This window comes from Microlunatus sp. YIM B11417, from assembly GCF_059617205.1.
The window spans coordinates 559,457-583,093 of record NZ_JCAMPJ010000003.1 but is presented as its reverse complement, the minus strand read 5'-3'; the positions used below and the strand labels follow the sequence as shown (position 1 = coordinate 583,093).

Annotated in this window: 26 protein-coding genes; 11 read left to right on the top strand and 15 right to left on the bottom strand. The window is 71.5% G+C overall.

Annotation, left to right across the window (positions count from 1 at the left end; all coding sequences use genetic code 11):
• The first annotated feature begins 219 nt into the window (after positions 1 to 219).
• From AC6CCG_RS17875 to AC6CCG_RS17855, 5 genes are read left to right on the top strand one after another with little or no spacing between them, the layout of a single operon-like run.
• On the top strand, positions 220 to 786 hold the full coding sequence (locus tag AC6CCG_RS17875) for a GNAT family N-acetyltransferase (protein ID WP_496655947.1): 567 nt from the start codon (positions 220 to 222) through the stop codon (positions 784 to 786).
• A gap of 20 nt (positions 787 to 806) precedes the next feature.
• Positions 807 to 1,631: an SDR family NAD(P)-dependent oxidoreductase gene (locus AC6CCG_RS17870; protein WP_496655946.1), complete on the top strand. Its 825-nt coding sequence runs from the start codon at positions 807 to 809 to the stop codon at positions 1,629 to 1,631.
• Positions 1,632 to 1,640: 9 nt separating this feature from the next.
• Positions 1,641 to 3,200, top strand: coding sequence for an alpha-amylase family protein (locus AC6CCG_RS17865; protein WP_496655945.1), 1,560 nt, complete (start codon positions 1,641 to 1,643; stop codon positions 3,198 to 3,200).
• 43 nt (positions 3,201 to 3,243) lie between these two features.
• Positions 3,244 to 3,483 carry a type II toxin-antitoxin system Phd/YefM family antitoxin gene (locus tag AC6CCG_RS17860; protein ID WP_496655944.1) on the top strand — a complete coding sequence of 80 codons (240 nt, stop codon included), beginning with the start codon at positions 3,244 to 3,246 and terminating at the stop codon, positions 3,481 to 3,483.
• Positions 3,484 to 3,870, top strand: a complete 387-nt coding sequence (locus AC6CCG_RS17855; RefSeq protein ID WP_496655943.1) for a type II toxin-antitoxin system VapC family toxin — start codon at positions 3,484 to 3,486, stop codon at positions 3,868 to 3,870. It abuts the gene before it with no gap.
• 87 nt (positions 3,871 to 3,957) lie between these two features.
• On the opposite strand, the gene AC6CCG_RS17850 is transcribed toward AC6CCG_RS17855, so the two are convergent.
• The 6 genes from AC6CCG_RS17850 to AC6CCG_RS17825 form a co-directional block, all read right to left on the bottom strand.
• Positions 3,958 to 4,329, bottom strand: a complete 372-nt coding sequence (locus tag AC6CCG_RS17850; RefSeq protein ID WP_496655942.1) for a nuclear transport factor 2 family protein — start codon at positions 4,327 to 4,329, stop codon at positions 3,958 to 3,960.
• A gap of 64 nt (positions 4,330 to 4,393) precedes the next feature.
• Entirely contained in the window at positions 4,394 to 5,482 is a 1,089-nt protein-coding gene (gene aroB / locus AC6CCG_RS17845) for a 3-dehydroquinate synthase (RefSeq protein ID WP_496655941.1), read from the bottom strand.
• Positions 5,479 to 6,024, bottom strand: coding sequence for a shikimate kinase (locus AC6CCG_RS17840; protein WP_496655940.1), 546 nt, complete (start codon positions 6,022 to 6,024; stop codon positions 5,479 to 5,481). Before AC6CCG_RS17840 ends, aroB begins: the two co-directional genes overlap by 4 nt.
• On the bottom strand, positions 6,024 to 7,220 hold the full coding sequence (aroC, locus tag AC6CCG_RS17835; RefSeq protein ID WP_496655939.1) for a chorismate synthase: 1,197 nt from the start codon (positions 7,218 to 7,220) through the stop codon (positions 6,024 to 6,026). The genes AC6CCG_RS17840 and aroC overlap by 1 nt, the downstream gene beginning before the upstream one ends.
• Positions 7,221 to 7,225: 5 nt before the next feature.
• Positions 7,226 to 9,910 carry an alpha/beta fold hydrolase gene (locus AC6CCG_RS17830; protein ID WP_496655937.1) on the bottom strand — a complete coding sequence of 895 codons (2,685 nt, stop codon included), beginning with the start codon at positions 9,908 to 9,910 and terminating at the stop codon, positions 7,226 to 7,228.
• A gap of 85 nt (positions 9,911 to 9,995) precedes the next feature.
• Positions 9,996 to 10,397 carry a VOC family protein gene (locus tag AC6CCG_RS17825; RefSeq protein ID WP_496655936.1) on the bottom strand — a complete coding sequence of 134 codons (402 nt, stop codon included), beginning with the start codon at positions 10,395 to 10,397 and terminating at the stop codon, positions 9,996 to 9,998.
• Between the two features lie 89 nt (positions 10,398 to 10,486).
• Between AC6CCG_RS17825 and AC6CCG_RS17820 the strand changes: the two genes are divergently transcribed.
• From AC6CCG_RS17820 to AC6CCG_RS17795, 6 genes are all read left to right on the top strand, one after another.
• Entirely contained in the window at positions 10,487 to 11,101 is a 615-nt protein-coding gene (locus AC6CCG_RS17820; protein ID WP_496655935.1) for a DUF998 domain-containing protein, read from the top strand.
• A gap of 2 nt (positions 11,102 to 11,103) precedes the next feature.
• Positions 11,104 to 11,460: a YciI family protein gene (locus AC6CCG_RS17815; protein WP_496655934.1), complete on the top strand. Its 357-nt coding sequence runs from the start codon at positions 11,104 to 11,106 to the stop codon at positions 11,458 to 11,460.
• Between the two features lie 15 nt (positions 11,461 to 11,475).
• Positions 11,476 to 12,165, top strand: coding sequence for a helix-turn-helix domain-containing protein (locus AC6CCG_RS17810; protein ID WP_496655933.1), 690 nt, complete (start codon positions 11,476 to 11,478; stop codon positions 12,163 to 12,165).
• 46 nt (positions 12,166 to 12,211) lie between these two features.
• Positions 12,212 to 12,751 carry a dihydrofolate reductase family protein gene (locus AC6CCG_RS17805; RefSeq protein WP_496655931.1) on the top strand — a complete coding sequence of 180 codons (540 nt, stop codon included), beginning with the start codon at positions 12,212 to 12,214 and terminating at the stop codon, positions 12,749 to 12,751.
• Between the two features lie 89 nt (positions 12,752 to 12,840).
• The gene (locus AC6CCG_RS17800; protein ID WP_496655930.1) at positions 12,841 to 13,530 is read left to right on the top strand and encodes a helix-turn-helix domain-containing protein; all 690 of its coding nucleotides are present in this window, start codon (positions 12,841 to 12,843) and stop codon (positions 13,528 to 13,530) included.
• A 68-nt stretch (positions 13,531 to 13,598) separates the two neighbouring features.
• Entirely contained in the window at positions 13,599 to 14,210 is a 612-nt protein-coding gene (locus AC6CCG_RS17795; RefSeq protein WP_496655929.1) for a DUF1707 SHOCT-like domain-containing protein, read from the top strand.
• On the opposite strand, the gene AC6CCG_RS17790 is transcribed toward AC6CCG_RS17795, so the two are convergent.
• From AC6CCG_RS17790 to alaS, 9 genes are all read right to left on the bottom strand, one after another.
• Positions 14,211 to 15,464 (bottom strand): RNA polymerase sigma factor, encoded by a 1,254-nt coding sequence (locus AC6CCG_RS17790; protein WP_496655928.1) that lies wholly within the window; start codon positions 15,462 to 15,464, stop codon positions 14,211 to 14,213.
• A gap of 13 nt (positions 15,465 to 15,477) precedes the next feature.
• The gene (locus AC6CCG_RS17785) at positions 15,478 to 15,894 is read right to left on the bottom strand and encodes a YciI family protein (protein ID WP_496655927.1); all 417 of its coding nucleotides are present in this window, start codon (positions 15,892 to 15,894) and stop codon (positions 15,478 to 15,480) included.
• A gap of 25 nt (positions 15,895 to 15,919) precedes the next feature.
• The gene (locus AC6CCG_RS17780; protein WP_496655926.1) at positions 15,920 to 16,264 is read right to left on the bottom strand and encodes a DUF1801 domain-containing protein; all 345 of its coding nucleotides are present in this window, start codon (positions 16,262 to 16,264) and stop codon (positions 15,920 to 15,922) included.
• Positions 16,261 to 16,827 carry a dihydrofolate reductase family protein gene (locus AC6CCG_RS17775; protein WP_496655925.1) on the bottom strand — a complete coding sequence of 189 codons (567 nt, stop codon included), beginning with the start codon at positions 16,825 to 16,827 and terminating at the stop codon, positions 16,261 to 16,263. Before AC6CCG_RS17775 ends, AC6CCG_RS17780 begins: the two co-directional genes overlap by 4 nt.
• Before the next feature lie 636 nt (positions 16,828 to 17,463).
• On the bottom strand, positions 17,464 to 18,222 hold the full coding sequence (locus AC6CCG_RS17770) for a phosphotransferase (RefSeq protein ID WP_496656287.1): 759 nt from the start codon (positions 18,220 to 18,222) through the stop codon (positions 17,464 to 17,466).
• A 144-nt stretch (positions 18,223 to 18,366) separates the two neighbouring features.
• A complete protein-coding gene (locus tag AC6CCG_RS17765; protein WP_496655924.1) occupies positions 18,367 to 19,227 on the bottom strand; it encodes a shikimate dehydrogenase in 861 nt (286 codons plus the stop codon).
• Complete coding sequence (mltG, locus tag AC6CCG_RS17760; RefSeq protein ID WP_496655923.1) at positions 19,224 to 20,333, bottom strand: endolytic transglycosylase MltG; 1,110 nt, start codon at positions 20,331 to 20,333, stop codon at positions 19,224 to 19,226. The genes AC6CCG_RS17765 and mltG overlap by 4 nt, the downstream gene beginning before the upstream one ends.
• A gap of 33 nt (positions 20,334 to 20,366) precedes the next feature.
• On the bottom strand, positions 20,367 to 20,843 hold the full coding sequence (gene ruvX, locus AC6CCG_RS17755; protein ID WP_496655922.1) for a Holliday junction resolvase RuvX: 477 nt from the start codon (positions 20,841 to 20,843) through the stop codon (positions 20,367 to 20,369).
• Positions 20,844 to 20,936: 93 nt separating this feature from the next.
• Entirely contained in the window at positions 20,937 to 23,603 is a 2,667-nt protein-coding gene (alaS, locus tag AC6CCG_RS17750; protein ID WP_496655921.1) for an alanine--tRNA ligase, read from the bottom strand.
• Positions 23,604 to 23,637 lie beyond the last annotated feature (34 nt).

The window sequence follows — 23,637 nt, the reverse complement described above, 5'->3', positions numbered from 1 at the left end:
GAGTAAAGGGGCAAACCCGGGTGCGACCGGGCAGTGGGTCAGTCTAGTGCCCTCCGCCGGGAATCCGGCATTCGTGTCGGTGGGCTGAAGTGGTGAGCTGCCAGGCGGAGGAGGAAGGCGTATCGGGTCATACGTCGACCGACGACAACGCAGCAGATCGCCGCTTCAGGGCGCCGACACGGGTGTCGGAGGCCCGGCGGAGGGCACTAGCCTTGCCGCGTGATTCGTACCCAACTCTTGGCTCGGCAACCGGAGCTGCGGACCGAGCGACTGCGCCTGACCCAGTTCGGGCCGGAGCACGCCGAGGCCCTGATCGCCGACAACGCCAACGGCGACGAGGAAGGGCGCCGGTTGACCGGGACCCATGCGCGGTTCACCGAGCAGCAGCTCCGCGACTGGGCCGCCAAGCTGCCCGGCGCCGCGGACCGGGCCGACTGGGCGATCGTCCGGACCGACGACGAGAAGGTGATCGGCGAGGTCGTGCTGAACGACCTGGATGTCGACAACCAGTCGATGAACTACCGGATCTCCTTGTACGGCAGCGCCTTCTACGGCCAGGGCTACGGCACCGAGGCCGGCCGCGCGGTGATCAACTTCGGGCTCGGCGTGCTCGGCCTGCACCGGATCAGCCTCGGCGTGTACGCGTTCAATCCGCGGGCCCAGGCGTCCTACGCCAAGCTCGGCTTCGTCCTCGAGGGCCGGCACCGGGACGCCCTCTACTGGGACGGCGAGTGGCACGACGAGTTGATCATGTCCATCCTGGCCACCGACCCGCGCCCGGCCTGACCGCGGGTAGCGTGCCGGCCATGGCACCTTCGCGAACCTGGTTGATCACCGGCGCCGGCCGAGGTCTGGGGCGCGCCCTGGCCGTCGCCGCTGCCGACGCGGGCGACACGGTGGTCGCGACGGTCCGCGGCGAGCACACCCTGCCGGAGCACGACCGGATCGTCCTGCACCGGCTGGACGTGCGTGATCATGACGCCGCGGCGTCGGCCGTGGCCCGCGCCGTCGAGGTGGGCGGCCGACTCGACGTGCTGGTCAACAACGCCGGCTACGGACTGGTCGGCGCGACCGAGGAGATCACCGAGGCCGAGGCCCGGGAGATCATCGACACCGACCTGCTCGGGCCGCTCTGGCTGACCCGGGCGGCGCTGCCGGTGCTGCGGGACCAGGGCTCGGGTCACATCGTGCAGATCTCGACCGTCGGCGCCGCCGGCACGATGCCGTTCTTCGGCCTCTACAACGCAGCGAAGTGGGGACTGGAGGGCTTCAGCGGTGCGCTGGCGGCCGAGGTCGCACGGTTCGGGATCCGGGTGACGATCGCCGAACTCGGCGGTATCGACACCGCCTGGGCCACCGGCAGCCTGCGGTTCGCCACCCCGGATCCCGCCTACCAGGACTCCCGGCTCGAACTCTTCGGCACCGCCGACGTCCCGTGGGCCACCGACGGCACCGGCGGCGGGATGCCGCCCGCGGACGCGGCGCGGGTGATCATCGATCACGTCGCGAACCCGGCCGACGGGCGGCTCCGGCTGCTGGTCGGCGACGACGCCCCCGGTCAGGTGGCCGAGGCCCTCGGGCTCCGGATCGAGGACTATGCCCGCGATCCGCGCTTCCCCACCCCTGGATAGGCTGCTGCGATGGTGCCGGCGTTCGAGCAGCCCGTTGACGTCCTGATCGCCACCGACGGGTGGCAGCCGAGTCCGATGACCCGCGCCGGAGCCGGCTTCGGCACCGGGGCGGCCCGGGTCGATCTTGATCATGACGACGGCGCCGTGACGGTGCGGCTGAGGTCGGCCGGCGAGGTGAGCCGGGTGGCGTTGCGGTGGCCGTTCCCGCTGCCGCCGGGCACGGTGGTGCTGGGCGACGCCTGGGAACGGACCTACGGCGACCAGGCCTGGCGCCCGATCCCGACCGGCATCCTGCCCTGGTACTTCCTGGCCCGGGCCGGCGACGTCACGATCGGCGTCGGCGTCCGGGTCCGGCCGGGGGCGTTCTGTGCCTGGGAGGTCGGCGACGGCGATCTGACCCTGCAACTCAACGTCCGCAACGGCGGATCACCCGTGCTGCTGGGCGATCGCGAACTCAATGCCGCGACGATCGTGCACGTCGTCGGCGAGCCCCGCGAATCGCCCTGGCGGGTGCACCAGCGGCTCTGCGCCGCTCTCTGCGACGACCCGATCCCGGCTCGGCGGCCGCTGGTCGGCGCCAACAACTGGTACTACGCGTACGGCAAGGACTTCGGGCCCGAGAACGTGATCGCCGACGCCCGGACCGTCGTCGAGCTGGCGGACGGGCACCCGGTCCGGCCGTACGGCGTGGTCGACGCCGGCTGGTCGGAGGGCGGCGGCGCCCCCGGCGGCCCGTGGACGCACGGGATCCCGGGCCTGTTCGACGACCTGCCCGGACTGGCCGCCGCGATCCGCGAGGTCGGCGCCGAGCCGGGGATCTGGTTCCGGCCGGCCGCGCTGACCACCGTCGAGGACCCGGCGCTGCTCCGGCCCGGGCCGCGGCCGGTACCCGAGCAGCCGCTCGATCTCAGCCGACCCGAGGTGATCGACCTGGTCCGGGCCGACGTGGCCCGCCTGGTCGACTGGGGCTTCACGTTCCTCAAGCACGACTTCTCGACCTTCGACACGTTCGCCCGTTGGGGACCCGGGATGTCGCTGGACCTGACCGACGAGGGTTGGGCGTTCGCCGACCGGTCGCTGACCAACGCCGAACTGCTGGTCCGCTTCTACACCGCGATCCGCGAGGCCGCCGGGGCGGCGACCGTGCTCGGCTGCAACGTCGTCGGCCACCTCGCCGCCGGTCTGGTCGACGCGCAGCGTACCGGCGACGACACCTCCGGCCGGGACTGGTCCCGGACCCGGGAGATGGGGGTCAACACGCTCGCCTTCCGGCTGGCCCAGCAGGACCGGTTCTTCACCGTCGACGCCGACTGCGTCCCGGCGACACCACAGACTCCGTGGGAGAAGAACCGGCAGTTCCTCGACCTGGTCGCCCGGTCCGGCACCGCCCTGTTCGTCTCGGTCGATCCCCGGTCCCGGACCGAGGCGGTCGACAGCGACCTCAGCGCCGCGATCCGGCTGGCCCTCGACGGCGGGTCCCCCGGCGGCATCGAGCCGCTGGACTGGCTGGGCACCTCGCATCCCCAGCGGTGGCGCGTGGGTGCCGCCGAGGTGACCTACAGCTGGTAGTCGGACCGGACTAAGTCGACCAGACTAAGTCCGGGAGGTCGCGATGACCACGGTGAACATCCACGAGGCGAAGACCCAGTTCTCCAAGCTGGTCGAACGGGCGTCGCAAGGCGAAACGATCACGATCGCCCGGGCCGGGCGGCCGCTGGCGAAGCTGACCGGACTCGACGACGCCCCGGTGGCCGAGCAGCGGCTCGGGTTCCTGTCCGGGCAACTCCGGGTGCCGGAGGACTTCGACGCCTTGGGCCGGGACGAGATCCTGCAGGTCTTCGGTGCCGAGTAGATGCGGTACCTGCTCGACACCCAGCTGCTGCTCTGGGTGGCGGCCGAACCGGACCGTCTGCCCGAAGCGGCCCGGTCGATCATCGAGGATGCCGGCCACGCGTTGCACTTCAGCGTCGCGAGCATCTGGGAGATCGCGATCAAGTCCGGGCTCGGCCGCTCGGACTTCCTGGTCGATGCGCTCGGTTTTCATCGCGCCCTGCTTCATGCCGGGTACGTCGAGCTGCCGGTTCGAGGTGAGCACGCCGCGGACGTCGCGGAGCTGGCACCGCACCACAAGGACCCCTTCGACCGAATCCTGGTCGCCCAGGCCCGCCGCCAGGGGCTGACCCTGATCACCAGCGATCCGGTCCTCGCGCAGTATCCCGGAATGATCATGAAGGTCTAGCAGGCTGGTGCCGGACGCGCACTGAGTCTGTCGAAGTGCCGGCCTTGCCCTTCGACAGACTCAGGGAACGTGTGCGTCATCGGCCGGCTAGCAGTAGTCGACCTGGCCGGCCAGCTTCCCGTCGCGGAACCGCAGCACGGCGCACACCTCGAGCAGGAACTCCTCGCCCTCGGCCGGCAGCAGGTCCGGGAGGAGGCCGGCGCTCGTTCCGCGGTACGTGTAGACGAGGGCGGCATCGTCCCCGTCGATGATCAACGTGCGCGGCGTGATCGTCCGGTCGGGAAGGGCGGCGATGAAGCCCTCGACGGTCTGGCGGTGGGCGTCGAGTCCCTCGGTCTGCTGGCCGAACCGGGGCAGCCGGTAGGCGAAGTCTTCGGTCAGCAGGCCGAGATGGCCCGCGACGTCCTGGGCGTTGAACGTGGTCACCCAGGTGTCGACAAGGGCGGCGTGATCGGTCATGCCGACCACGATCCCAGCTGCCCGGCCGGGCCGCTGGATTCTCCGGAAGATCGGCGGCGGCCGATCAGCTCGCGATCGCCCGGTACGAGGCGCGCAGCAGGTCCGGGTCCGGGCCGGCCAGGATCCGGGCCTTGGCCAGCGACTCCAGGATCACGAACCGGAGCGTGCCGCCGCGGGTCTTCTTGTCCACGGCCATGGTGGCCAGCAGGTCGTCGTACGCGTCGGCGGCGTAGCTGGTCGGCAGGCCGATCGCGCCGAGCACCGCACGGTGCCGGGCCGCGGTCTCGGCGTCCAGATAGCCGGCCCGGCGGGACAGTTCGGCGACGAACACCATGCCGATGCTGATCGCCTCGCCGTGCCGCCACCGGTAGTGCTCCCGGCGCTCGATCGCGTGCCCCAGGGTGTGCCCGTAGTTGACCAGCTCGCGACCCACCCGGTCGCCCACCGAGGTCGACTCGCGCAGGTCGGCCGAGACCACCTTGGCCTTGACGTCGATGGACCGCTCGATCACCTCGCGCAGCACCGGCGAGCCGAGCTCGCGGGCGGCGGCCGGGTCGGCCTCGACCCGTTCCAAGATCACCGGGTCGGCGATGAAGCCGCACTTGATCACCTCGGCGAGACCGCTGATCACCTCGGCCCGGGGCAACCCGTCCAGCAGATCAAGATCGCAGAGCACGCCGCGCGGCTCCCAGAACGCGCCGACCAGGTTCTTCCCCTCGGCGGTGTTGATCCCGGTCTTGCCGCCGACGGCTGCGTCGACCATGCCCAGCACTGTCGTCGGTACGGTGATCAGGCCGACCCCGCGCAGCCAGGTCGCGGCCACGAAGCCGGCCAGGTCGGTGGTCGACCCGCCGCCCAGGCCGATGATCACGTCGGACCGGGTGAACCCGGCGTTGCCGAGCACCGACCAGCACATCGCGGCGATCTCGACCGTCTTCGCCGACTCGCCGGTCCCGACGTCGATCCGGGTCACCTCGCAGCCCGCGTCGGTGATCACCTTCGCCAGCCGTTCGGCGGCGCCGATCAGGGCCGGCGGATGCAGCACCGCCACCCGGGTCGCCCCGGTCAGCAGCGGCGGCAACCGGTCCAGCAGTCCGTGCCCGACCAGCACCTGGTACGGCTGCTCGGCGGCGACCTCGATCTCGGTGATCATGACGATTCCTCGAGCAACCGCTCGACGACGGTGACCGGGTCCAGGTCGTCGGTGTCCAGTTCCTCGGTGGCGACCGCGGCGTAGAGCGGCTGGCGTTCGGCGAGCAGCTTGACCAGGGTGCCGTGCACGTTGCCGAGCAGCAGCGGCCGGGCCGTGTTCAGACCGACCCGCCGCGCCGCGGTGCCGGCGGTGACCTTGAGCCAGATCACCCGGTGCCCGGCCAGCGCCTCCCGGATCCGTACCGACGTCACGGCGCCGCCGCCGAGCGACAGCACCCCGGGCCGGTCCAGCAGCTCCAGCGTGACCGCGGCCTCCAGTTCGCGGAAGGCCGGTTCGCCGTCGTCCGCGAAGATCTCCGCGATCGGCTTGCCGGCCCGTTCCTCGATCACGGTGTCGACGTCGCCGAACGGCACACCGAGCCGGTCCGCCAGCAGCGCGCCGACGGTCGACTTCCCGGAACCGGGTGCGCCGATCACGACGATCGTCGGCGTCGTCGGAGCGGCGGCGGCTCCGCCCTCGGCCGTCACGGTCTCGGGCGGCATCAGCCGCTCACCCCGAGCCCGCGGTCGGCGATCGCCTTCAGGTACGCCTCGTAGTTGCGGTGCGTCTCCCCCACCGAGTCGCCGCCGAACTTCTCCAGCGCGGCGTTCGCGACGACCAGCGCGACCATCGCCTCGGCGACCACGCCGGCCGCCGGGACCGCGCAGACGTCGGACCGCTGGTGGTGCGCGACGGCCTCCTCGCCGGTCCGGACGTCGATCGTCCGCAGCGCCCGCGGCACCGTGGAGATCGGCTTCATCGCGGCCCGGACCCGGAGCACCTCGCCGGTGCTCATCCCGCCCTCGGTGCCGCCGGCCCGGTGGCTGGCCCGGGTCGGGCCGTGCGGGCCGGGCACGATCTCGTCGTGGGCCGCGCTGCCGCGGGTCCGGGCCAGTTCGAAGCCGTCGCCGACCTCGACGCCCTTGATCGCCTGGATCCCCATCAGCGCTCCGGCCAGCTGGGCGTCCAGCCGGCGGTCGCCGTGCACGTGCGAGCCGAGGCCCGGCGGCAGGCCCCAGGCCAGCACCTCGACCACGCCGCCGAGGGTGTCGCCGTCGGACTGCGCGGCATCGACCTCGGCGATCATCGCCTGGGTGGCGTCGGCGTCGAAGCAGCGGACCGGGTTCTCGTCGATCGCGGCCAGGTCGGCGATCTTGGGCAGCAGCCCGTACGGCGCCCTGACCGTGCCGAGCTCGACGACGTGGCTGAGGATCGTGATCCCGTACGCCTGCTCGAGGAAGTTCTGCGCGACCCGGCCGATGGCGACCCGGGCCGCGGTCTCCCGGGCGCTGGCCCGTTCCAGGATCGGCCGCGCCTCGTCGAAGTCGTACTTCTGCATGCCGGCCAGGTCGGCGTGCCCGGGCCGCGGCCGGGTCAGCGGCGCGTTGCGGGCGCGGCCCTCCAGCACGGCCGGGTCGACCGGATCCGCCGACATCACGTCTTCCCACTTCGGCCACTCGGTGTTGCCGACCTGGATCGCGACCGGCCCGCCCTGCGACTCGCCGTGCCGGACCCCGCCGAGGATGGTCACCGCGTCCGCCTCGAACTTCATCCGGGCACCGCGGCCATAGCCGAGCCGGCGCCGGGCCAGCGCCTGCGCGATGTCGTCGGAGGTGACCCGGACGTGGGCCGGAAGTCCTTCCAGGGTGGCCACCAGAGCGGGGCCGTGAGATTCACCGGCGGTGAGCCAACGGAGCATGAACGTCAGTCTTTCACGGCCACCGAACGCTCCCGCACGAAGCTCTCGATGATCGGACCGAGCACGGCCGGCTCGACGTCGTGCGGCTGGCCGGCCATGGTCAGCCGCCGGCCCTGCGGCAGCAGGTCGGCCACCACCTGGGCGGTGGTCCGGCGCCAGGAGTGGCTCTGCTCGCCGTCGATGACCAGCGTGGGCACCGTGATCGAACGCGCCCAGTGCTGCGGCAGGCCGAAGTCGCCCATCACCTCGAGGTCGTACGCGAGCGTCGGCGCGACCGCCTCCAGCTCGGGCCAGAGCGGCGCGTTGCGCATCGGCGCGACCACCTCGGCCGGCATCTCGACGGCGGTGACCAGGAACGCCTCGACCGCGTCGCCGGGCCGGCCCCGAGCGACCAGGTCGCGCAGCCGGTCGGCGAAGTCGGGCGGCATCGGCGGCCGGGTCGGGTCGAGGATGAACGGCGGCTCGATCAGCAGCAGCCCGTCGAGCGGCACGCCCCGGGCGGCGGCTTCGGCGGCCAGGACGGCGCCGGACGACACCCCCAGCGCATAGGCCGAGCCACCGGTCAGCCCCACCACCGCGGCCAGGTCCTCGATCTCGCGGGCCACCACCGCCGGCCCGTCGGTGCCGGGGTCGCCGCTGTCGCCGCGGCCGCGCCGGTCGTAGGTGATCATGGTGAACCGGCCGGCCAGTTGCTCGGCCAGCGGCCGGAACGTGCGCCGGTCGTTCAGCGCGCCGCCGACCAGGACGATCGCCGGGCCGCTGCCGTACACCTCGGCGGCGATCGCGGTGCCGTCCGCTGAGGTCACGGTCTCGTGCCGACGGGCCGGCTCACGGCGGCGGCCGGGTTCGCCGGAGTAGAGGCCGCCGAGGTAGGCGAACAGCTCGTTGTGCCCGTACAGCCGGGGCTCGGTGCGCTGGGCCAGCCCGGCGAAGTAGCGGTCGTAGCGGCGCCGGACGTCGTCCGCCTCGCCGGCCGCGACCAGCCGCTCGGTGGCGAACGCGCGGACCAGTTCCAGCAGCCGGTAACGGGACCCGGTGCTGCCGTCGATCCGGACCACCAGCGAGCGGTCGACCAGCCGGCCGAGCAGTTCGGCGACGTCGGCGACCGGCACCACGTCGCCGGCGCAGACCGCCTCGGCCGCGGCGAGGGTGCAGCCGCCCGGGTGCGGCGCGAGCCGACGCAGCACCGCCCGTTCCGGCGTGCTCAGCAGCTCCCAGCTCCACTCGACGATCGCGGTCAGGGTCTGCTGCCGGTCCGGCCGGCCGCGCTGCCGGCGACGGTCGTCGAGCCGTTCGGCGAGATCGCGTACGTCGAGCGCGGCGACCCGGCTCGCCGCGAGCTCCAGCGCGAGCGGCAGTCCGTCCAGCCGGCGGCACAGGTCGGCCACCGCGGCGACGTTGTCCGGGCCGAGCCGGAAGCCGGGGTCGGCCGCCGCGGCCCGGGCGGTGAACAGCTGGACCGCTGCGCTGTCGGCCGCCTCGAGATCCGGGCCGGGCAGCGGCAGCGGCGGCACCGGCCAGCGCTGCTCCCCCGCCACGCCGAGCGACTCCCGGCTCGTGGCCAGGATCCGCAACCCGGCCTCGTCGGCGAGCAGCCGGGTCGCCAGGTCGGCGGCGGCGTCGATCACGTGCTCGCAGTTGTCCAGGACCAGCAGCGCGTCCGGTCTCCGCTCGCCCGCCGCGACTGCGACCGCCTCGGCCAGCCGGTCCGGGCCGGCGCCCGGCTCCAGGTCGGCGAGCTCGACCAGCCAGGCGTCGCCGCCGTGGCGTCGTGCGGCGGCCAGGGCGAGGCTGGTCTTGCCCACGCCGCCGGGACCGGTCAGCGTGATCAGTCTGGAGCCGGAGAGCCGGGCGGTCAGCGCGGCCAGGTCGGCGTCGCGGCCGATCAGGTCGGTCAGCGGCGCCGGCAGGTTGCCGGTCGGTGCCCGGTCCGGTGGCGGCACGAGGGACGGGTCGTCGGTGAGGATCCGCTGGTGCAGCTCGGCCAGGTCGGGGCTCGGGTCGAGCCCCAGGTCGTCGGCCAGCCGGTGCCGCAGGTCGGCGTAGCTCTGCAGGGCCTCGGCCTGCCGGCCCGCCCTGGCCAGCGCCCGCAGTTGCACCGCCCGCAGCCGTTGCCGGAGCGGGTGGGCCACCACCAGCTCGGCGAGCTCGGCCACGAGTTGATCATGCTCGCCGAGTTCCAGCCGGGCCTCGGCGTAGGCCTCCTGGACGGCCAGCCGCTCCTCGTCCAGCCGGTCGATCGCGGCCCGGGTGAAAGCCTCCTGGGCGTAGTCGGCGTAGGCGGGGCCGCGCCACAGGGTCAGCGCGTCGGCCAGGGTCGCCGCCCGCATCCGTACGCTGCCGGTCTGCCGGGCCCGGGCCGCCAGCGCCCGGAACCGGCCCGCGTCGACCGCCTCCGCCGGCACCGAGATCAGGTAGCCCGGCGGCGCGGTCCGGACCAGCTCCCGGGCCCCGGGCTCCGCGTCCTCCAGCGCCCGGCGCAGTTGGGAGACCCGGGTCTGCAGCGTCGAGGTCGGGTTCACCGGCAGCGCGTCGCCCCACAGATCGTCGATCAGGGTGGCCGCCGAGACCGGCCGGCCGGCGTGCAGCAGCAGGTGGGCGAGCAGGGCGCGGACCTTCCGGTCCGGAACGCGCACCGCCGCGCCGTCGTCGGTCCAGGCCGCCACCGGCCCCAACACCCCGAAACGCATGACTCATGATGGCCGACCGGTCACCAACGCAGGCGTTTTCGCGGCGTGTCGCTGCCGTTGTGACCGGTCGGCTCGGTGGGACGGATCAGCCGACGATCTCGTTGAGGGCCAGGATGTTGCCCTCCGAGTCCCGGACGAAGACCGACTTCACCGGGCCGAAGTCCATGATCCGGCCGCGCGGCACGCCCTTGACTCCGGCGAAGCTGCCCGCGCCCAACGGCAGGATCTCCGCTCCCGCCGCTGCGAGTTCGTCGACCAGGGTCTCGATGCCGGTGACCATGAAGCTGACCACCGGGTACGGCGGCGGCACCCGGTCCGGCATCTCGGACAGCACGATCATCGTGCCCGCGGCGTCGAAGGCCATCGGATCCTGATCGGGTGCGGAGAGCAGCTTCAGGCCGAGCACGTCGCGATAGAACGCACGGGCGCGATCGCCGTCCTGAGCCGGGAGGATCGGATTGAGCGGATGATCACCGAGTCGAGTCATGGCGCCGAGGCTAGCGACGGTTGTGGACATCTCTTGACCACAACCGGATCTGAAGCGTTTCTGAAGTGCCGCACCGCAGAGTCGGGACCATGAAGCACACCCTGTTGCTCGCCGGCGCGATCGCCGGCCCCCTCTACGTCGGGATCGGAACCGTCGAGGCCCTCGTCCGGGACGGCTTCGACCTCCGGATCCATCCGCTCAGTGTGCTCGCCAACGGCCCGGGCGGCTGGGTGCACTCGGCGATGATGATCACCACCGGGCTGCTCACCGTGCTCGGCGTCGTCGGCCTGCGCGGCTCCGTACCCCGGGTCACCGCGGTCGGTCTGGCGATCTACGGGCTCGGCGTGACGGCGGCCGGGATCATGACGGCCGACCCGGTGGCCGGCTTCCCGCCCGGCACGCCCACCACGCCGCCGGAGACGATCAGCTGGCACGGGCTCGGCCACTTCCTGGCCGGAGCCATCGGCTTCCTCGGCCTGATCGTCGCGGCCCTGGCGCTGGCCTGGCGACTGCGCCGGGACGGCCGGGCCGGCTGGGCGGTCTTCTCGTTGATCACCGGCGTCTTCTACTTCGCCTCGTTCGTCGGCATCGGCGCCAGCGGCGGACAGCCGGCGCTCAACATCGCCTTCAGCGTCGCGGTGGTGCTCGGCTGGACCTGGATCACCTTGCTGATGCTGCGCCACCGGACCGGAAAGGAAAGTTGATCATGCGGTTCATCGCCATCCTGCGCACCTCCGAGGCGTACGGGTTCCCGCCGCCCGCCCTGCACGAGGGGATGGCCGCGCTCGGCGCCGAGGCCGCCGCGGCCGGGGTGTTGGTCGACACCGCCGGGCTGCTGCCGATCACGACCGCGACCAAGATCATCGTCGCCGACGGCGAGCTGTCCACCAGCGACGGCCCGTTCGACGAGCCGGCCCCGGTCGGGGCCTACGCGGTCTACGATGTCGCCGACCGCGCCGAGGTGATCGAATGGACCCGGCGCTTCATGGACCTGCACCGGCGGACCTGGCCGGGCTGGTCCGGCGAGTCGGAGATCCGCCAGGTCTTCGGCCGCGAAGGCTGAGCGAAGGAGCCGGGGATGATCGGGCTGCGCATCGACACCGTCGACGAGCCCGATCGTCGGCTGGCCCGGATCTGGTCCGCCGCCTGCGACCGGCCGACCCCGTTCAGCTCGCTCGCCTCGTACACCTCGGGCATCGGGTGTGTCCGAGTCGGCGGCGTCACCACCGTGCACCTGCGCGGCCCGGCGACCCGGGCCACTCCGCTGACCTGCTCGGCCGGTTCGGAGTTCTTCGGCGCCGACTTCCGGACCGGCGCCTTTCTCACCGTCGTTCAGCCGGCCCGCCTGATCAACATGAGCGACACGGTGCTGCCGGCCCTGCCGGACGGCCGGGTGGTGCTCGGCGGCCAGGCCTGGGAGGTGCCGACGCCGGACACCATCGACGTGTTCGTCGACCGGCTGGAACGGGCCGGTCTGCTCACCTTCGACCCACTGGTCGAGGAGTTCCGGTACGGCAGCCGGGTGACGGTGGCGGACCGGACCGCGCAGAGCCGGTTCCTCCGCGCCGTGGGGTTGTCCCGGCGGTCGTTCCGGGTCATCGAACGGACCCGGGCCGCGGCCCGCCTACTCCGGTCCGGCGTACCGATCGGCGAGGTCGTCGCCGGCACCGGCTTCTACGACCAGCCGCAGCTGACCCGGGCGCTCCGCCGGCTGATCGGGCACACACCGGCCGAGGTCGCCCGGGGCGGGATGTTCCTCGACCTGTGAGCTGCGGTTCGGTACAAGACCGGCGGTGCCGCGTTGCCTACCGTCCATGATCATGAGGAAACTGATCGAATCCACGTATCTCTCGCTGGACGGCAGGATCGGCGGGGAGAGCTTCTGGGCCGCGCACACCGAATTCCGCGACGACCGGCACATCGCCCACAACCAGAAGCTGCTCGACTCCGCCGACGCCATGGTGCTCGGCCGGGCCACGTACGAGGTGTTCTCGGCGACCTGGCCGGGCATGACCGGCGAGTTCGCCGATAAGTTCAACGCCCTGCCCAAGCACGTCGCCACCCATGCCGACACCGAACTGACCTGGAACGCCGAACGGTTGCCCGGCGACGCCGTCGCCGCGGTCGCCGAGTTGAAGCAGGGCGGCTCCGGCACCTTGATCAAGTACGGCACCGGTACGTTCAGCCAGGCGCTCCTCGACGGCGGCCAGCTGGACGAGTTGCACCTGTGGATCTTCCCCTTCGTCGCCGGCTCGGGCGACCCGCTGCTCCCGGGCATCACGCGCCGACTGGACCTGGTCGAGGTCACCGACGTCGGCAACGGCGCCGTCGTGCTCACCTACACCCCGAAGTAGGCCGGGCGTTCCTCGCTCCGCTCCGTGGCGGCCGTCGGCCCGTGGCATGATCGGCGGGCCGACACACGTGTCCGAGCGAGGGGGTCTGAATGGCGGGGTTGCGGCTGCACGCGGTGCCGAAGCCGGGCGAGTTGCTGGACCGGATCTGGGCGGTCGACTGCGAGAGCGTCACGCCGGTCACCGGGCTCGCCTCCTACTACTCCGGCATCTGCTGCATCCGCTCCGGCGGCGTCACCACCGTGTATCTGCGTGGTCCGGTCACCCGCGCCACTCCCCTGGTCTGCCCGCCCGGCACCGAGTTCTTCGGGGCCGACTTCCGGACCGGCGCCTACCTCACCGTGGCCCCGCCGGCCGGCCTGCTCGACCTGAACGACATCGTGCTGCCGACCTTGCCGGACGGCCGGATCCTGCTCGGCGGGCAGGCCTGGGAGGCACCGACGCCGGACAACCTCGACGTGTTCGTCGACCGGCTGCACCGTGCCGGACTGTTGATCTTCGATCCGCTGGTCGAGGACTTCCGGTACGGCTGCACGGTGCCGGTCTCGACCCGGGTGGCCCAGGGCCGCTTCCTGCGCGCCGTCGGGCTGTCCCGGCGGGCGCTGCACCTGATCGACCGCACCCGGCAGGCAGCCGACCTGCTCCGGGCCGGCCTCCCGATCCGCGATGTCGTCACCCGGACCGGGTTCTACGATCAGCCGCAGCTGACCCGCGTGGTGCGGCGGCTGATCGGGCACACGCCCGGTGAGGTCGCCCGCGGCGACATCGTCGTCTCGCTCTGAGGCCAAGATCAACTACGGTCCTTGATCAACAACCTCGGCCGCGCGCGGTCTTCGGTAGCATGGCGGCGATGTCAGAGACTCCGGATCCCCCATTGCCGCAGCCGGCTGCGCGGGTCAGCGACGCCGAGCGCGAGCGCGCCGCCGAACAGTTGCGTGACGCGGTGTCGGACGGCCGGCTCGAGCTGAGCGAACTGGACGAACGGCTGACGGCGGCGTACCAGGCGAAGACCAGGGCCGACCTGGTCGCGGTCACCTTCGACCTCGAGCCGGTCCGCAGCGAGGTCCGGCCGCTGACCCTGCGGACCAAGAGCGGCACCATCAAGCGCGCCGGAGTCTGGACGGCGCCGGCCGAGATCGTCGCCGAGTGCACCTCCGGAACGATCAAGCTCGACTTCACCCAGGCCAGGGTCCAGGACCGGGAGATCCACGTCCACGCCAGCGCACGGTCCGGTTCGGTGATCCTCGTGGTGCCACACCGCGGCTGGACCGTCGTGATGGAGGACGTGAGCAGTTCCAGCGGCAGCATCGTCAACAAGGTGCACGGCGACGGCAGCCCGTACGGTCACACCCTCCGAATCACCGGCGGCGTCACCTCGGGCGTGATCAAGGCGCGGCACCCGCGTCGCCGGTTCCTCGACTGGCTGCTCGGCCGCCCGCACCCCGACGCCCTGGGGTCATGATCATTCCGCCGCGGCGGCCAGCGCGGCGGTCATCCGGCTGAGCAGCAGCTGACGTTCCTGCTTCGTCGGCGCCAGCCCGGCTGCGCGTTCCAGTTCCTCGGCGGCTTCGGCGGGCCGGCCCAGCCGGTTGAACAGATCGCCGCGGACGGCGCCGAGCAGGTGATAGCCGGCGAGCCGGCGGTCCTCCACCAGTGGCTCGGTCGCCGCCAGCGCCGCCGCGGGCCCGTCGACATGGAGTACGGCGACCGCACGGTTCAACTGCACCACCGGCGATGTGGTGACCTGGCCGAGCGCGTCGTAGAGGGCCAGGATCGCGGCCCAGTCGGTGTCGGCGAAGCGGTCCGCGCGGGCGTGGCAGGCCGAGATCGCCGCCTGCAGGGAATACGGCCCGAGCGGCCGGGCCAGGGCGAAGGCCCGGTCCAGCATCGCGAGGCCGTGGTCGATCAAGGTCCGGTCCCACCGTCGCCGGTCTTGATCCTCGAGCTGGACCGGGATCCCCCGGTCGTCCACCCGGGTCCGGAACCGGGAGGCCTGCAGCTCCATCAGCGCCACCAGCCCGAACACCTCGGGCTCGTTCGGCACCAGCCCGGCCAGGACCCGTCCCATCCGCATCGCCTCGACGGCGAGGTCGGCCCGGACGACCGTCTCGCCGGAGGACGCCGAGTAGCCCTCGTTGAAGATCAGGTAGAGCACGTCCAGCACCACCAGCAGCCGCTCCGGCAGTTCCGCGGCCGCGGGTGCCTCGATCGGCACCCTGGCCTCGGCGAGCGTTCGCTTGGCCCGCGAGATCCGCTGCCCGATGGTGGCCGAGGGGGCCAGGAACGCGCGGGCGATCTCGTCGGTGGTGAGCCCGCCGAACAGCCGCAGGGTGAGGGCGACCCGGGACTCCGGCGACAGCAGCGGATGGCAGGTGGTGAACAGCATGGTGAGCAGGTCGTCCGGGATCGGGTCGAGCGCCTCCGCCGCGAGGTCCGGAGCCTGCCCGACCTGCCCGGCGACGAGCAGCGGAGCCTTCCGGCGAGCCGTCTCCTCACGCCGGGCCCGATCGATCGCCTTGTGCCACGCCGTCGTCATCAGCCAGGCGCCCGGGCGCGGCGGTACGCCCTCGGCGGGCCACTGCTCCAGGGCCGCGACGAACGCCTCCGCGGCCAGATCCTCGGCGAGATCGAGGTTCCCGATCCGCCGCGCCAGGGTGGCGATCAGTTGCGGCGACTCGATCCGCCAGAGCGCCTCGACCGAGGCACGCAGTTCCATGATCGGCCGGGCTTCAGTCCGCGCCCGGGTGCTGCAGCCGCTCGCTGCGGTCGAGGGTCTCGGCGTCGACGGTCTGGGCGAAGTCGTCCAGGTCGAACAGCGGCCTGATCTCCAGCACCTGCGCGTCCCCGTACGCCGGATCGTACGGGCACCGCCTGGCCCATTCGACCGCCTCGGCCAGCGAGCTGACCTCCCAGATCCAGTAGCCCGCGATCACCTCCTTGGACTCGGTGAACGGGCCGTCGATCACCTCGGTCCCGGACCGCGTGAACGCGACCTTGGCTCCGGCGCTGCTCGGCTTCAGTCCCTCGCCGCCGAGCATGATCCCGGCCTTGACCAGTTGCTCGTTGAAGACGCGCATCTGCTCGAACATCTCGGTCGTCGGCTCGCCGCGGCCCTCGTCGGCGGCGTCGCCCTTCGTCATCACCATGACGCGCACGTTCGTGCTCCTCTGCTCAGTCTCGGCCGGCGGTGCGGCGCAACAGGTCGGCGATGAGGGCGGGGTCCACGGTGTCGCCCTCGCGGAGGTCGACGACCTTCCGGTCGCCCGCTCCGAGCGACCGGAGCAGCCCCGGTACGGGTTCGACGTCGCCCGCGTCGAACACCATGAACGAGACCTTAGCCGCGGCGACGTGGAGCACCGCGACCATCCTCCCGTCCAGCCGGAAGTGCGGCTTGCCGTACTGGAAGACCTCCTCGACCCGCGGCAGCGCGCGGTGCACGGTCTCGCGGAGCCGGCCGGCCTGCTCCTGCTGCCAGGGACGGGCCTTCGCCAGGTAGTCGGTGACCTCGGTGATCATCGCGGTCCCTCCTGCCCGGCCGGCGCGACGCGGTAGGTCGAGACGATCACGCCGCTGGCGAAGGTGGTGCCGGCGACATGCTCCAGGCCGGTCCGGCTCTCGGTGCGAAACAGCCGTTCGCCGGTGCCCTTGAGCACCGGGTAGGTCCAGATCCGGTACTCGTCGAGCAGCCCGGCCGTCGCCAGCGCGTCGGTGAGCCGGCCGTGGCCCCAGACCAGGATGTCGGCGCCCTCGGTGAGCTTGAGTCGCTCGACCGCGGTGATCAACTCGGCGCCGGGGATGAGCGTCGTCGGGCTCCAGGCGCCGGTGTCGACGGGACGGGAGGCGACGACGTACTTCTGCATGCTGTTGACGTGATCGGCGTACGGGTTGCCGCCCATCGCCGGCCACGCCTGGGCCATCCCCTCGTAGGTGACCCGACCGAGCAGCAGCGCGTCGGCGCCGAGGGTCAGGTCGAGGGCGTACTGCTGGGCCGCCGCGTCGTGGTACTGCAGCGACCACTCGTGCGGGTTGTCGATGAAGCCGTCGAGCGTGGTGTAGGTCGAGGCGATGATGCGTCGCACGGGATTTCTCCTCTGCCGTGGGGCCGGCTGGTCCGGCCCGCACCCGTCCTTCGTGCGACCGGCACGCTTTTCGACATCACCGACGAAGAATCTTTCCGCGGCCTTCTTCGGGTCGATGATCAAGGTCTTGGTGCCGGCGTTCTGCCGCCGGGTGAGCCCTTCGGATCGGTGATGGGTGTACTTCGGGTTCAGCCGGAACTTCTTGAGCTTCGCTTTCGCGGGGCGCATCTCAGCCCCGCCCGCGGTCAGCGGGCAGGGCGCAGCGCCGTACGTGGTCGCGCACGGTGACGCTCGCTGACATGTCAGAGGGGTGGGGGAACTCCTCCGGCACCGGAAGGCGTGCGGAAACGGGATCGGCTATGCGGAAGGGCGACAGCCCATCGGTCCCACGCCGTACCGGAGGGCGAGGTGGACCGCGATGATTCTCATGACGATGCCCTTCTGGGCGAACAAGCGTGACTGCGACTCAGGCGCGACGACGCGCCGCAGACGGCCTCGACGGGCCGCCGGATCAGGCAGGAAGGTCAGCGACAGGCTGACGCGAAGGTGACAGCAGCAACTCGCATGGCAGTCTCCCCTCACGCTCGGACAAGATCACCGCCAGGCTGACAGGCGGCGCCTGGGCGGTCAACGGATTTATGACCACGCCGCCGAGTGATCGACCAGTGCGCGCACCGTCCGCTCCCCCACGCCACGAAAGGTTGATCGGTACCAGGGCTCGCCGCGATGCTGCGGCTGCCCCATCCAGATCAAGCTCAGGCCGATGTACGCCGCCCATCCACCTGCCCTGAGGATCGTCGACTCGTCCGACGGTTGGTACAGCTCGAGGAACCGCGGCACGTCGGCGACCGGCAGCAGCGCCCAGGCTGCCCCGAGATCGATCGCCGGATCACCGGCCGAGAGCAGGCCGAAGTCGATCATGCCGGCAAGATCACCGTCGTCGGTCAACACGTTCGCCGGATGAAGATCACCATGGATCCAGACCGGTGGCCCACTCCACACATCGGCGGCAAGCGCCGTGCGCCAGACACGGCGCAATGTCACAGCCTCGGCTTCGCCGACAGAGTCGAGCTTCTGCTCGAACGGCTGGGACAGACGTTCCAGGGTGGGCCGTTGCGTCGCCGGGGGCGACGGAGGCGCCACACCGTGCAGCGCCTTGAGCGCGTCCGCGAGTCGATCCGCCGCGACCGCCGTAGCGAGCGGCGCGACATCGGCCGGGTTTCCCGGCACCCACGTCGTGATCATCGAACATCGAGGAAAGGTGGCCGACGGCCGCCCCGCCCGTACCGGAACGGGGATCGGCACGGGCATCCTGCTGGCGATGCCGGGCAACCACATGAGTTCGGTCGCGCCCTGGTCTGCCGCGTCAGCCGTCACCGGCAGACGAACCGCCAGATCTGCACCGAGCCGCCACAGTCAATGGTCGCCGCCGCCCGCCGCGTGGGTGAGTTCAAGATCAGCCAGATCGCGGTGCTGCTCGCCCAGGAGCCGGCGCACCCTCGCTTCGTCCGGCGCGCCCGTCACTCCTGGACTCTCCGTTCAGGACGCTTCGGGGGCCGGGGCGAGGGCTCGGTGGGCGGCGTCGAGGAGGAGGCGGGGGTCGATCTGGTGGCCGGTCATCAGGTGGACCTGGACGGCGCCCTGGCCGGCCAGCAGGTCGAGGCCGTTGACGACGCGTTTGCCGGCCCGGTCGGCGGCGGAGGCGAGGGCGGTCGGCCAGCCTTCGTAGATCGCGTCGAAGATCACGTCGGCGCTGGCGGCGGCCTCGTCGGCGACGGCATCGGCGCCGCCGGCGGTGACGGTCGAGAGCAGGACGTCGGCCTTGGGGAGGTCGGTCCCCCAGGCCTGGACGGAGAGTTCGATCTTCAGGGCTTCGGCGAGGCTGCGCAGGCGTTCCGCCTTCGCCGGCGTACGGGCGACGATGGTGATCCGCCGGGCACCGAGCTCGCCGAGGGAGACCAGCGCCGAGCGGGAGGTGGCGCCGGCGCCGAGCACGGTCGCGGTCTCGATCTTGTCCAGGCCCGGCCGGTCGCCGGCCGACTGCAGCGCCCAGATCAGGCCGCCGACGTCGGTGTTGTAGACCCGGCGGCCGAGGGACTCGAAGATCAGCGTGTTCGCGGCTCCGGCCAGCGCGGCGACCTCGTCGACCTCGCCGAGCGACATCGCGGCGAACTTGAGCGGCATGGTCAGGCTGAGCCCGCGCCAGGTCGCGTCGCAGCCGGCGACGAATCCGGCCAGTTCCTGATCATCGACCTGATAGGCCTGGTAGTCCCAGTCGGCCAGGCCCAGTTCGGCGTAGGCCGCCTGGTGCATCACCGGCGACAGCGAGTGCGCGATCGGTGAGCCGAGGACGGCGCAGCGGGTCACCGCGCCGCCTCGCTCCGGTAGCGGGTGGGTCACCGACACTTCCCCGTGTTCGCCTGGCACCAGTCCTGGAACTCGCGGACGATCTGGTCGAACTCCGCCTTGGTGTTGACGAACTTGGTCTCGCCGGTGTCCAGGTTGACCGTGACGAAGTACATCCAGTCGCCGTCGGCCGGGGCCAGCGCGGCCTCGATCGCCGCCTTGCCCGGCGCGGAGATCGGCCCGGGCGGCAGTCCCTTCACCTTGTACGTGTTGTACGGCGACTTCGAGTTCCGCTGCTCGGGGGTGGTCACCGCGCTCTTGGAGTTGACCGCGTAGAGCACGGTCGAGTCCAGGCCGAGGTTCCACTTCTTGGCCAGCCGGTTGTAGATCACCCGGGCCGCCTTCGGCCGGTCCTCCGCGCGGCGGACCTCCTTGTCCAGGATGCTGGCGACGATCAGCACCTCGTACGGGCTCTTGCCGAGCTTCTTGGCCCGCTCGTTGAGGTTGAGGTCCCGGGCCACCTTGGCGTACTGCGCCGTCATCTGCTTCAGCACCGACTTCGCGGTGGCGCTCTCGACGAGTTCGTACGTCTCCGGGAACAGCACGCCCTCCGGATTGTTCTTCGCGTAGCTGGGCAGGCCGAGCTCCTTCGGCTTCTTCAGCGCCGCCTCGAAATCCTTCTTGCTGATCTTGGTGCTCTTGACCAGCGCATCGACCTGCTCGGACAGCCGCAGGCCCTCCTTGACCTGGAACTGGGCCCGCACCCGCGAATCGCCCGGGTTGACCAGCAGGGTGAGGGCGTCGACCGCCTTCATCTGCAGCCGCATCCGGTACCGGCCGGCCTGGATCGTGCTGGCCCGAGGCTCGCGGTCGACGACCTTCTCCCACGCCTGGGTCGACTTGATCACGTCGGCCTCCCGCAGCGTGCCGCCGATCTGGTCCAGCGAGGAGCCCTCCGGGACGACCACGGTCACCTCGTCACCGCCCGGACCCGGGTAGTCCGGCACCTCGCCGAACGTCGTGATGAACTCGGTCGTCTTGTTCCAGACGAACGAGACGCCGAAGATGAGCACCGCAGCCGCCAGCAGAACGGCGAGATAACCCTTGATCCGGTGGGCGACCTCCCGCCCAGCACTCGGCTTGTGTTCGGGGTCGAGCATCGATGACACGTCGAGGCGTTCCTTCGGAGGTTGCTAGTCGTCGGTACCGGGCGATACTACTTCCCCCGGCGCCCGGCCGGTGCTTCGTTCGGCCGCCAGCGCGTCCTCCAGGATCGTAGCGGCCGCCGCGGCGTCGATCACCGAGCGCTGCTTCCTGGTGGACCGACCCGATTCGCCGAGCCGGCGGGAGGCGCTCACCGTACTGAGTCGTTCGTCCACGAGCCGCACCGGGATCGGGGCGATCGCGATGGCCAGGTCACCGGCCCGTTCCCGGATCGCCAGCGCGGCCGGCCCCTCGCCGCCGGACAGTGACCGGGGCAGCCCGACCACGACCTCGACCGGCTCCCGCTCCGCGATCGTCTCGACCACGGCACGCAGGGTCGCGGCCCGGTCCGCGGTGGCCGGCACCGTGCCGATCGGGTACGCGAGCGTCCCGGCCGCGTCACAGGCCGCCACCCCGATCCGGGCGGCGCCCCAGTCGAGCGCCACCCGTACCCCGGTCCGCACCATCGACCCCTTCCGCAACCACAACGTTCCCTGAGCTTGTCGAAGGGCAAGGCCCAGTCACCCGGACCCTTCGACAGGCTCAGGGCTCGACTTCGGTCAGCTCGTGACCTTGGCGCCGATCGCGTACTCGACATCGCGGAGCGCGTCGGCGACCTTCGTGCCGTCGCTGCCGCCGCCCTGGGCCAGGTCGTCCTTGCCGCCGCCGCGCCCGCCGAGGGCCTGGCTGGCGATGGTGACCAGCTCGCCCGCCTTGAGCCCGCGGTCCCGGGCGCCGGCGGTGGTCGCGACGATCACGGTCGGCTTGTCCGCGGTGCCGCCGACCAGGCAGATCACGGCCGCGGTGTTGGACACCCGGTTCCGTACCTCCTGGGCCAGCTGCCGCAGGTCGCCGCCGGACACGCCGTCGGCGTGGTGCGCGATGTACCCGACGCCCCACATGTCGTGCGACTTGGCGATGATCGGGTCGACCGTGGTCATCAGGTTCGCCGACTTCAGCGCCGCGATCTCGCGCTCGGCCTCCTTCAACTGCGCCACCATCTTGCGGACCCGGTCGCCCAACTGGTCCGGCTGCACCTTCAAGGTGTCGGCCAGGCCGAGCACCAGGGCACGCTCCCGCGCCAGGTGCTGGAACGCCTCCAGCCCGACGAACGCCTCCACCCGGCGCAGGCCGGAGCCGACCGAGGACTCCGCGTTCAGCGCCAGCAGGCCGATCTGGGAGGACTGCAGGACGTGGGTGCCCGCACACAGCTCGCGGGACCAGCCGTCGCCCATGTCGACCACCCGGACGACGTCGCCGTACACCTCGCCGAACAGGGCCATCGCGCCGGACGCCTTGGCCTCCGCCAGCGGCATCAGCGAGGCCGAGACGCCGAGGTCGGCCCGAATCGCCTCGTTGGACAGCTGCTCGATCCGGTGCCGCTGCTCCTCGTCGACCGCGTGGTTCCAGGAGAAGTCGAGCCGCATGTAACCGGGCCGGTTGTACGAACCCGCCTGCAGCGCCGTCGGGCCGAGGATCTGGTGCAGCGCCTCGTGGATCACATGGGTCGCCGAGTGTGCCTGGCAGGCGCCGAGGCGGTAGTCGGCGTCGACCTGCGACCGGACCACGGCACCTGGCCGCAGTTCGCCGGAGTTGATCTTGACCTTGTGCACGACCAGGCCCTTGACCGGGCGCTGCACGTCGAGCACCTCGAGCTCGAGATCGTCGCCGGTGATCCGGCCGTGATCACCGGACTGGCCGCCGGATTCCGGGTAGAACGGGGTCTCGGACAGGATCACCTCGACCTCGTCGCCGACCGAGGCATGGTCACGCAACTCGCCACCGACGACGATGCCGCGCACCTCGCTCTCGCCGGTCAGGGTCTCCAGGCCGGTGAACGGCGTCTCGCCGCGCGACCGGAGCTGGGCGTAGATCTCGGTCGAGACCCCGCTCCCCTTCTTCGACTTCGCATCGGCCTTGGCCCGCTCGCGCTGCTCGTCCATCAACCGCCGGAAGCCGGCCTCGTCGACCGAAAGCCCTTGTTCGCCGGCCATCTCGAGGGTCAGCTCGATCGGGAAGCCGTACGTGTCGTGCAGCTGGAACGCCCGGTCGCCGGACAGCACGCCGGACTGGCTGCTCTTCGCCGACGAGACCGCCGTGTCGAAGATCTGGGTGCCCGAGGTGAGGGTGCGGCCGAACGCCTCCTCCTCCGCGTAGGCGATGTCGGAGATCCGGTCGAAGTCGTCCGCGACCTCCGGGTAGGACCCCTTCATCGCGTCCCGGCTGACCGGGAACAGGTCGCCGAAGCTGGGCCGGTCGACGCCGAGCAGCCGCATCGAACGGATCACCCGGCGGAGCAGTCGCCGCAACACGTAGCCCCGAGCCTCGTTCCCCGGCGTCACGCCGTCCGAGATCAACATCAGGCCGGACCGGACGTGGTCGGCGACCACCCGGAGCCGGACGTCGTCGGCGTGATCACTGCCGTACTTCTTGCCGGCCAGGTCCGCCGCGACGTCGATCACCGGGAAGACCTCGTCGATCTCATAGAGATTGTCGACGCCCTGCAGCAGGTAAGCCACCCGCTCCAGGCCCATGCCGGTGTCGATGTTCTTCCGCGGCAGCTCGCGCGCCACGTCGAAGTCGTCCTTGGCCCGGACCGCGGACAGCTCCTCCTGCATGAAGACCAGGTTCCAGATCTCCAGGAAGCGGTCCTCGTCGACGATCGGGCCGCCCTCGGGGCCGTACTCGGGGCCGCGGTCGATGTAGATCTCGCTGCACGGGCCGCCCGGTCCGGGGATGCCCATGTTCCAGTAGTTGTCCTTCAGCCCGCGGCGCTGGATCCGGTCCGGCGGCAGCTCGGCGATGTTCTGCCAGAGCCGCGCCGCCTCGTCGTCGGAGTGCAGCACGGTGACCCAGACCTTGTCCGGGTCGAAGCCGAGCCCGTACTCGGACTGGGGCGCGGTGATCAGGTCCCAGGCGAAGCTGATCGCCTCGGCCTTGAAGTAGTCGCCGAACGAGAAGTTGCCGTTCATCTGGAAGAACGTGCCGTGCCGGGTGGTCTTGCCGACCTCCTCGATGTCGAGGGTCCGGACGCACTTCTGGACGCTGGTGGCGCGCTGGTACGGCGCCGGCTCCTGGCCCGTGAAGTACGGCTTGAACGGCACCATGCCGGCGTTGACGAAGAGCAGCGTCGGGTCGTTGTAGAGCAGGGGCGCCGACGGAACGACCTCGTGCCGGCGATTGCCGAAGTAGTCGAGGAAGCGACGCCGGATTTCGGCGGTTTTCATTGTGCTGTGTCCTAAGGGTGAGGGTGCGAGCAGG

Coding starts and splice junctions, on each gene's coding strand:
- AC6CCG_RS17870 (WP_496655946.1), top strand. CDS start 807: ATGGCACCTTCGCGAACCTGGTTGATCACCGGCGCCGGCCGAGGTCTG.
- AC6CCG_RS17865 (WP_496655945.1), top strand. CDS start 1,641: ATGGTGCCGGCGTTCGAGCAGCCCGTTGACGTCCTGATCGCCACCGAC.
- AC6CCG_RS17860 (WP_496655944.1), top strand. CDS start 3,244: ATGACCACGGTGAACATCCACGAGGCGAAGACCCAGTTCTCCAAGCTG.
- AC6CCG_RS17855 (WP_496655943.1), top strand. CDS start 3,484: ATGCGGTACCTGCTCGACACCCAGCTGCTGCTCTGGGTGGCGGCCGAA.
- AC6CCG_RS17850 (WP_496655942.1), bottom strand. CDS start 4,329: ATGACCGATCACGCCGCCCTTGTCGACACCTGGGTGACCACGTTCAAC.
- aroB (WP_496655941.1), bottom strand. CDS start 5,482: ATGATCACCGAGATCGAGGTCGCCGCCGAGCAGCCGTACCAGGTGCTG.
- AC6CCG_RS17840 (WP_496655940.1), bottom strand. CDS start 6,024: ATGCCGCCCGAGACCGTGACGGCCGAGGGCGGAGCCGCCGCCGCTCCG.
- aroC (WP_496655939.1), bottom strand. CDS start 7,220: ATGCTCCGTTGGCTCACCGCCGGTGAATCTCACGGCCCCGCTCTGGTG.
- AC6CCG_RS17830 (WP_496655937.1), bottom strand. CDS start 9,910: ATGCGTTTCGGGGTGTTGGGGCCGGTGGCGGCCTGGACCGACGACGGC.
- AC6CCG_RS17825 (WP_496655936.1), bottom strand. CDS start 10,397: ATGACTCGACTCGGTGATCATCCGCTCAATCCGATCCTCCCGGCTCAG.
- AC6CCG_RS17820 (WP_496655935.1), top strand. CDS start 10,487: ATGAAGCACACCCTGTTGCTCGCCGGCGCGATCGCCGGCCCCCTCTAC.
- AC6CCG_RS17815 (WP_496655934.1), top strand. CDS start 11,104: ATGCGGTTCATCGCCATCCTGCGCACCTCCGAGGCGTACGGGTTCCCG.
- AC6CCG_RS17810 (WP_496655933.1), top strand. CDS start 11,476: ATGATCGGGCTGCGCATCGACACCGTCGACGAGCCCGATCGTCGGCTG.
- AC6CCG_RS17805 (WP_496655931.1), top strand. CDS start 12,212: ATGATCATGAGGAAACTGATCGAATCCACGTATCTCTCGCTGGACGGC.
- AC6CCG_RS17800 (WP_496655930.1), top strand. CDS start 12,841: ATGGCGGGGTTGCGGCTGCACGCGGTGCCGAAGCCGGGCGAGTTGCTG.
- AC6CCG_RS17795 (WP_496655929.1), top strand. CDS start 13,599: ATGTCAGAGACTCCGGATCCCCCATTGCCGCAGCCGGCTGCGCGGGTC.
- AC6CCG_RS17790 (WP_496655928.1), bottom strand. CDS start 15,464: ATGGAACTGCGTGCCTCGGTCGAGGCGCTCTGGCGGATCGAGTCGCCG.
- AC6CCG_RS17785 (WP_496655927.1), bottom strand. CDS start 15,894: ATGGTGATGACGAAGGGCGACGCCGCCGACGAGGGCCGCGGCGAGCCG.
- AC6CCG_RS17780 (WP_496655926.1), bottom strand. CDS start 16,264: ATGATCACCGAGGTCACCGACTACCTGGCGAAGGCCCGTCCCTGGCAG.
- mltG (WP_496655923.1), bottom strand. CDS start 20,333: ATGCTCGACCCCGAACACAAGCCGAGTGCTGGGCGGGAGGTCGCCCAC.
- ruvX (WP_496655922.1), bottom strand. CDS start 20,843: ATGGTGCGGACCGGGGTACGGGTGGCGCTCGACTGGGGCGCCGCCCGG.
- alaS (WP_496655921.1), bottom strand. CDS start 23,603: ATGAAAACCGCCGAAATCCGGCGTCGCTTCCTCGACTACTTCGGCAAT.